Genomic DNA, 8,383 nt, shown 5'->3' on the forward strand with positions numbered 1-8,383 from the left:
GGAGAGTACATCGCAATGTCAACCATCGGTCGTATCCACTCGTTTGAATCCTGCGGCACCGTTGACGGTCCCGGCATCCGCTTTATCACCTTCTTCCAGGGCTGCCTGATGCGCTGCCTCTATTGCCACAACCGTGATACGTGGGACACGCACGGTGGTAAGGAGGTGACCGTGGAAGAGTTAATGAAAGATGTGCTGGCCTATCGCCACTTTATGAATGCTTCGGGCGGCGGCGTGACCGCTTCAGGCGGCGAAGCGATTCTGCAGGCAGAGTTCGTGCGCGACTGGTTTCGCGCCTGTAAAGCGGAAGGCATTCATACCTGTCTGGATACCAACGGCTTTGTACGCCGTTACGATCCGGTGATTGATGAACTGCTTGATGTCACGGACCTGGTTATGCTCGATCTGAAACAGATCAATGATGACGTGCACCAGATTCTGGTGGGCGTCTCTAACCATCGCACAATGGACTTTGCCCGCTATCTGCAAAAGCGGGGGAAACGCACATGGATTCGCTATGTCGTTGTACCGGGCTACTCTGATGACGACGATTCTGTGCATCGTCTTGGGGAGTTCACCAAAGATATGGATAATATTGAGAAGATTGAGCTGCTGCCTTATCACGAATTAGGCAAGCATAAGTGGATTGCTATGGGTGAAGAGTACAAGCTCGATGGCGTGAAGCCGCCGACGAAAGAGACCATGGAGCGGGTAAAAAACATTCTCGCCGGTTACGGTCACAACGTAATGTATTAACACAGAAAAGGCAAAGGGGAGCTCAAGGCTCCCCCTTTTTTATGGTTGATGCTTTCAGGCATGCGCCACAGGTGTCGCCTGCTGATCCGCCTTACGAAGCAGCATAACCAGATACACCAGGGCGACAGCGGCTATCATCACAAACAGCAGGCGATCGGAGTAGTTCTGCATCAGCATGGAGGTCATCCCCGGGCCAACCAGGCTGCCTACCGTATAGCTGAACAGCAGCGCCTGATTCATCGCCACCAGTTCATGGTGCGCCACTGTTTCACATGCCCATGACATTGCCACCGGATAGAGCGTAAAACCTGCCAGACCCAGTACAAACAGCGCAGGTGCCATTGCCGTATCGCCAAGCATCGCGATAGCACCCAGAATCACCACAAATACCTGAACACGCAGCACCATCAGCCGCCCGAAGCGATCGGCCAGGCGCCCTACCGGCCACTGACCGACAATACCCGCGCTTACCAGCAGCGCCATCCAGTAGCCCACATTGGCATCGCTCATACCCTGATGAGAGAGATAGAGTGGCATCAGGCCGTAGAGTGAGCCCAGAACAATCCCGGAGATAATGCAGCCATTGATGCCAAGGCGCGAGCTGCGACGACGCAACATACTCCAGATACGCGTAGTAGAGGCCTCTTCGGTGGCGGCACCGGCATTGACGCGCACAAAGACCACAGGCAGCACAGCGCAAACAATCAGCGCCGTCACCCAGGGGATAACGTGGAGTAACTCCGTGGAGACGCGGCTAACCAGCAGCTGACCAGCAACGGTGCCGAGGTAGTAAATGATCATATAGGCGGCCAGCAGCTGGCCCCGATTGCGTACCGTACCGCTGCACAGCAGCGCGCTCTCCACCACGACCCAAATCAACGCACAGCCCACACCGGCGGTAAAACGCAGCAGTGTCCAGCTGTAGAACCCTTCCAGCAGTACCATGCTCATGGTCGCAAAGGCAAACAATACGCTGGCAAGGTAGAAGCAGCGGTTAAAACCATAACGGTTGATCAGCCAGCCCGCCAGCAATGTGCCCAACAGATTGCCGGTATAATACGATGAGCTCGCCATTCCCACCTGCCAGGTGGGCAGTTGATCGTGAGTAAGCCATAACGGCACCAGCGTATTAAGCACAGCAATAGACACCGTCATAAGCATCAGGCCGCAAAGCAGCAGCATGACGGGGCGTGACCAGGTTGACATAGAAGTTAAAAACCACAAGAGAGGAAGATATTTGCGCGCAGTTTGCCACTGGCAAAAGTAAAGTCAATGTGCAAAAAATCGCCGCCGCACAAATTGCTGAGGAACAATTTATTTTTTTTATCTTCAACAGCTTAAGGGAGACCAGAAAGGTCTTAGATGGCTAGCTATCTCTATGAATTTATACATTTAAGCCGTTTCGCTGCGCTCATTATCGATAACTTTTATTTCTGATAAATTTTGCTTAAAAAAAATAGCGCTGCGCGCTTAAGAAATAAAAAAACCCGGCGTTGCCGGGTTTAATTATTCAGAAGTCAATCAGCCAATAAACTCAAGGCCGCCCATATAAGGACGCAGTACATCCGGCACAGCGATACGGCCATCAGCCTGCTGATAGTTTTCCAGCACAGCGACCAGGGTACGCCCCACGGCCAGACCCGATCCGTTCAGCGTGTGCACTAAACGCGGCTTCTTATCGGTTTTGCTGCGGCAGCGTGCCTGCATGCGGCGCGCCTGGAAATCCCACATGTTGGAGCAGGATGAGATCTCACGATAAGTGTCCTGTGCGGGCAGCCAGACTTCCAGATCATAAGTCTTGGCCGAACCAAAGCCCATATCACCGGTGCAGAGCAGCACCTTGCGGTACGGCAGATTCAGCAGCTGCAGCACTTTCTCTGCATGACCAACCAGCTCCTCCAGCGCATCCATTGAGGTTTCCGGTGCGACAATATGCACCATCTCAACTTTGTCAAACTGGTGCATACGGATTAATCCGCGCGTGTCGCGGCCGTATGAACCTGCTTCAGAGCGGAAGCATGGCGTATGCGCCGTGAGTTTGATCGGCAGATTCTCTTCTTCAACGATCTCGTCACGTACCAGGTTCGTCAGCGGTACTTCCGCCGTGGGGATAAGCGCATAGTTGCTGCTGCCAGCCTCTTCACCGAGTGGCTTGGTATGGAACAGGTCCTCACCAAACTTCGGCAATTGACCCGTACCGTATAGCGTTTCGTGATTCACCAGATAAGGCACGTAGGTTTCGAGATAGCCATGCTGCTGCGTGTGCAGGTCAATCATGAACTGGCTCAGCGCGCGATGCAGACGGGCAATCTGGCCCTGCATCACGATGAAACGGGAGCCGGTCAGCTTCACTGCCGCCGCAAAATCCAGACCTTTAACCGCTTCACCCAGCTCAACATGATCTTTTACCGGGAAATCGAACTGGCGCGGCTGGCCCCAGCGGCTCACTTCCTGGTTTTCGCTGTCATCTTTACCCAGGGGGACTTCATCCGCCGGCATATTTGGCAGTGCCAGCGCAAAATCACGGATTTCGTTCTGCAGGGCATCCAGTTCTGCTTTTGCCGCATCCAGGCGTTCGCCCAGCGTGTTCACTTCCTGACGCAGCGGCTCGATGTCTTCCCCACGTGCTTTGGCCTGGCCGATGGATTTGGATCGGGAGTTACGCTCAGCCTGCAGATTTTCCGTTTCTACCTGCAACACTTTACGACGCTCTTCGAGCGCGCGCAGCGTTTCCACATCCAGTTTAAATCCCCGGCGTGCCAGTTTTTCTGCGACTGCGTCTGGCTCGTTACGCAGCAGATTGGGATCGAGCATGCTTATCCTGTGTAATAAAAGGTTGATTGAACGAATGAAGGGATGCATTCCACTGGAATGCATTGAATTCCTTACTCACCTTACCGTAACGCGTTTATCAGCGGTAGCGTTTTATCGGGCTATTTTGATCCTGTTCAGCAAGCCAGGCGAGTTTTTCGCCAATCTTCCCTTCAAGGCCCCGATTGGTGGGATGGTAGTAGCGTGTTTGTGCCATTTCGGGGGGGAAAAACACTTCGCCGGCGGCGTAGGCGTTGGGCTCGTCATGGGCATAACGGTACTCTTTGCCCAGCCCCATCTCTTTCATCAGCTTCGTTGGCGCATTACGCAAGTGCTCCGGCACATCGTAATCTGCATGTTCCCTCGCATCGCGCATCGCCGCTTTAAACGCGGTGTAAACAGCATTACTCTTCGGTGCACAGGCCAGGTAGACAATCGCCTGCGCAATCGCGCGCTCACCCTCGGCCGGACCGACCCGGGTAAAACAGTCCCAGGCAGCAATGGCTACCTGCATCGCGCGCGGATCGGCATTGCCTACATCTTCAGAAGCGATCGCCAGCAGGCGCCGTGCGACATAGAGCGGATCGCCGCCGGCAGTGATGATACGTGCATACCAGTAGAGCGCGGCATCGGGCGCTGAGCCGCGTACTGATTTATGTAAGGCGGAGATGAGATCGTAAAAGCGATCGCCCTTATTATCGAAACGCGCCGCCCGCTCACCCGAGACTTCGTTAAGCAACTGCGGCGTCAGTTCGCGCTGGCCTTGCCCGTTAAGCTCGGCCATATCCGCCATCATCTCCAGCGTATTCAGCGCTCGCCGGGCATCACCGTTAACCAGTTCAGCAATCATACGGCGCGTATTGTCGGGCAGCAGGATATCGCTCTCGCCATAACCGCGTGCTTTATCCTCCATCGCCTGCTGCAGCACCTGTTCAATATCGTCCGTGGTAAGCGATTTCAGTAAATAGACGCGCGCCCGGGACAATAGCGCTGAATTGAGTTCAAACGACGGGTTCTCCGTCGTAGCACCAATAAATGTAATGGTGCCATCTTCAATATGCGGCAGAAACGCATCCTGCTGACTTTTATTGAAGCGGTGTACCTCATCAACAAACAGAATGGTACGACGCCCGACCTGACGATTCTGGCGGGCGCGTTCAATCGCCTCACGGATCTCTTTGACACCGGACGTGACAGCTGAGATGCGTTCGACATCGGCTTTACCATAATGGGCAATGATCTCTGCCAGCGTGGTTTTACCTGTGCCGGGCGGCCCCCACAAAATCATTGAGTGCAGATGCCCGGCTTCAATAGCGCGCGGCAGCGGCTTACCGGCGGCCAGTAAGTGCTGCTGACCGATATACTGTTGCAGCGTCGCCGGCCGCATACGCGCAGCCAGCGGTTTGAACTCATTTGAAGGGGCAAAGTCCAGCGACAGATTACTCACTACCACCTCACTGACGTTGATCGTCCACCGTTACCCCTTTTGGCGGCGTAAAGGTGAACTTGTCCGGGCTAATCGCACCGTTTTTCTGGCTCTTCAGCTGATAACTGCTGCGCTGACCATCCTGCTCGATGGCGCTAAACTGATTGATAGTGCCTGAAGAGGTCACATTAATGGTGAATTGCTTCAGGTTGCCGTCACTGCTTTTTGGGGTCAGCTCGAAGTTATCGCCCTGCTGTTTAATGTTGTACTGCTGCCAGTCGCCGGGCTGGTTACGGGCAATCAGCATAAACGGCGTGTTGCTGGTTGCGTTCTGCAGCAGGCTAACACTGGCCTGCTCAACAAACGGATTGTAGAACCAGAGATTTTTGCCATCGGAGATAATGACGCTCTCATCCGGCGCCGTCATATGCCAGTTGAACAGGCTGGGACGTTTTACCCACAGCTCTCCTTCACCATCCTGCACGTTCGCCCCGCTGCCATCGGTCACTTTCTGACTGAAGCTGGCGTGAAAACTGTTCACTTTGTTCAGCCGCTGTTGTAAATCGCTGGTCGCATCGGCCAGTACGGAAGCAGAGACAAAGCTGGCCAGCAGGCCGCAGGCAATAACGCGTAATTTCATCTGATTCGATTCCTTATTTATGGTTTCCCGACACTTACTGCATTAAACGTAGTTGCCATCCTCTCTCTTCGACAGGAGAAAAAGCTGAAAGCTCCCAACGATATGGGGATAACGCTGCAGATAAACAACGGGCCAGTTTTCACTGGCCCGAAGAGAACGCTGCGTTGCGTTGGATTTACATCTCGTGAGGCGGCGGAGAGAGAACTTCACGGTTACCGTTATGGCCCGGTTCAGAGACAATGCCCTGCGCTTCCATCTGCTCAATAATACGGGCAGCACGGTTATAGCCGATGCGGAACTGACGCTGCACACCGGAGATGGATGCACGGCGTTTTTCCACGATAAAAGCAACCGCCTGGTCAAACAGCGGATCAAGCTCTTCATCGCCGTCGATACCGCCACCCGCGCTGTCGCTCTCTTCGCCCGCGGTGATGCTTTCAATATATTGCGGGCGACCGCGTGCTTTCCAGTCCTGCACTACCGCATGTACTTCCTGATCGCGCACAAAGGCACCGTGCACACGCACCGGCATAGAGGAGTTCGGTGGCATATAGAGCATGTCACCCATGCCCAGCAGCGACTCTGCGCCACCCTGATCGAGGATGGTGCGGGAGTCGATCTTACTGGAGACGGTAAAGGCGATACGGGTTGGAATGTTCGCTTTAATCAGACCCGTGATCACATCCACTGACGGACGCTGAGTCGCGAGCACCAGATGAATACCTGCCGCACGCGCTTTCTGCGCCAGGCGCGCGATCAGCTCTTCCACTTTTTTGCCTACCGCCATCATCAGATCGGCGAACTCGTCAACCAGTACGACAATGTAAGGCAGCTTTTCCAGTACCGGCGGCGTCATATCCATGCTGTCACCTGGCTTCCAGAATGGGTCCGGAATGGGGCGGCCCATCGCGGCGGCTTGCTCGATCTTCTCGTTGTACCCGGCAAGATTACGTACGCCCAGCGCAGACATCAGCTTATAGCGACGCTCCATCTCCACCACACTCCAGCGCAGCGCATTGGCGGCGTCCTTCATGTCGGTGACGACCTCCGTCAGCAGATGTGGAATGCCTTCATACACCGACAGCTCAAGCATTTTCGGGTCGATCATGATAAAGCGCACCTCTTCCGGCGTGGCTTTATACAGCATGCTGATGATCATGGTGTTAACGCCGACTGACTTACCGGAACCGGTTGTACCGGCAACCAGTAAATGCGGCATTTTTGCCAGGTCAGCGACCACCGGTTGCCCGGAGATATCTTTCCCCAGCACGACCGCGAGCGGCGATGGATTATCACGGAATTTGTCGCAATCCAGCACTTCACGCAGATACACGGTCTGGCGATGTTTATTCGGCAGTTCCAGGCCAACGTACGGTTTACCCGGAATAACCTCAACCACGCGCACCGCAACGGCGGAGAGCGAACGTGCCAGGTCGCGCGACAGATTTGAGATACGCGCGGCTTTAACGCCCGGCGCCAGATCCAGCTCAAAACGGGTGATGACAGGACCTGGCGAAATACCGACCACTTCCGCCTTCACACGATAATCCGCCAGGCGTGCTTCAACCAGACGGGCCGTCTGCTCCAGTGCAAACATATCTACCGGCGCCTCTTCTGACGGCGGTGAGGTCAGCAGATCCAGCGTAGGCAGTGGCGTAGAGGGTTTCTCCAGCGGCTGCTCATGGCGTACCAGGAAGGGATGGAACAGGCTATCCTGCGCCGGCGCAGTCGGTTTAGGCGGCTCTGCCGGTGCAGCGTAGGGTTGCGGCTCCGGCGAAGACCATGGGCTGTTCTGTTCATTGAGTGACGGCAGCGTTTCCGGCTGGCGCTGCGGCTGCGGTGCTGCAGGCTGTTGCCATTGTGCCGGTGCCTCCGGTTCAGGCTGCGGTGCCGCAGCCTGCTGCCACTGTGCTGGCGTCTCCGGTTCAGGATCCGGCGTCGCGGCGATAGTGAACAGCGGTTCGCTCGGGCTATCGTCCACCAGATCCTTCATCGGCGAGAAATCAAAAGCGGAAGCAGTATCAAGGTTAAACACCGGATTCTGCGGCGCTTCGGCTGAGGTGTAGCGCTGTTGCTGCTGCGCAGCGAACTGGCTTGCCAGCTGGGCCTGATGGTGCGCTTCCTCGTCATCCTCTTCGGGCTGCTGCTCCCAGCTTTCGCCATAGCGCTGCTGCTGTTGCGACTGGAAAGCCTCACGCAGCTGCGCCTCCTCCAGTGCAGCCTGATCCTCCTCCTGCACGGGTTGAGCAGAGACGCTGCTGACGGACGCTGCTGGCAGATCCGTCTCCTCACGCGCTTTCTCTTCCGCCATGCGTTGTGATGGCAGTTTGATGCCATAGGAGGCCAGCTCACGACGCGTAGGTAACTTCACTTTATTCGGACGCGGCAGCTCCGGACCAATCCCCTGTTTTACCTGAGGATTGTAATCGCGCTCTGGTACCACATCGAAGGCAGGCGAGTACGGTGACGCGCCGGCCGCAGCATTGACCGCACCTGCACCAACGGCTGCGGCGGTTGCGCTGTTAAGCGGTGCGGCAAACGGTTCGGCATGTTGCCAGTCGCCCATGCGCGGTCCCTCATCATCCTCAGCGGGCGCGAAAGAGACCGGGGCGGGTGTATCGGGCATCTCAAAATGGTAGCGCGTAGGCGCAGGCTGAACTGCCGGCTCGACTACCGCCGGTTGCGATGCCGACGCCGCATAGTGCGATACCGGCGCAGCCGGTTGCGGCACCGGGGCAACCGGAGCGGCA

The 8,383-nt window shown here is 55.9% G+C and carries 6 protein-coding genes; 1 reads left to right on the forward strand and 5 read right to left on the reverse strand.

Features of this window, described 5'->3' with window-relative positions; translation table 11 throughout:
- The first annotated feature begins 15 nt into the window (after positions 1 to 15).
- Positions 16 to 756: a pyruvate formate lyase 1-activating protein gene (gene pflA, locus HA48_RS02025; RefSeq protein ID WP_128599549.1), complete on the forward strand. Its 741-nt coding sequence runs from the start codon at positions 16 to 18 to the stop codon at positions 754 to 756.
- A 54-nt stretch (positions 757 to 810) separates the two neighbouring features.
- Here the strand turns inward: pflA and HA48_RS02030 are convergent, their stop codons facing one another.
- The 5 genes from HA48_RS02030 to HA48_RS02050 all read right to left on the reverse strand — a co-directional run.
- Positions 811 to 1,962: an MFS transporter gene (locus HA48_RS02030; protein WP_128599550.1), complete on the reverse strand. Its 1,152-nt coding sequence runs from the start codon at positions 1,960 to 1,962 to the stop codon at positions 811 to 813.
- A gap of 315 nt (positions 1,963 to 2,277) precedes the next feature.
- A complete protein-coding gene (gene serS, locus HA48_RS02035; protein WP_128599551.1) occupies positions 2,278 to 3,570 on the reverse strand; it encodes a serine--tRNA ligase in 1,293 nt (430 codons plus the stop codon).
- A 97-nt stretch (positions 3,571 to 3,667) separates the two neighbouring features.
- Positions 3,668 to 5,014 carry a replication-associated recombination protein A gene (locus HA48_RS02040; protein ID WP_128599552.1) on the reverse strand — a complete coding sequence of 449 codons (1,347 nt, stop codon included), beginning with the start codon at positions 5,012 to 5,014 and terminating at the stop codon, positions 3,668 to 3,670.
- 7 nt (positions 5,015 to 5,021) lie between these two features.
- Positions 5,022 to 5,633, reverse strand: a complete 612-nt coding sequence (lolA, locus tag HA48_RS02045) for an outer membrane lipoprotein periplasmic chaperone LolA (RefSeq protein WP_128599553.1) — start codon at positions 5,631 to 5,633, stop codon at positions 5,022 to 5,024.
- Between the two features lie 175 nt (positions 5,634 to 5,808).
- The coding region (locus HA48_RS02050) for a DNA translocase FtsK (RefSeq protein WP_244182781.1) at positions 5,809 to 8,383 on the reverse strand (2,575 nt) is incomplete at its 5' end.

Origin of the sequence: Pantoea wallisii, assembly GCF_002095485.1 — a bacterium.
Taxonomy (GTDB): domain Bacteria; phylum Pseudomonadota; class Gammaproteobacteria; order Enterobacterales; family Enterobacteriaceae; genus Pantoea; species Pantoea wallisii.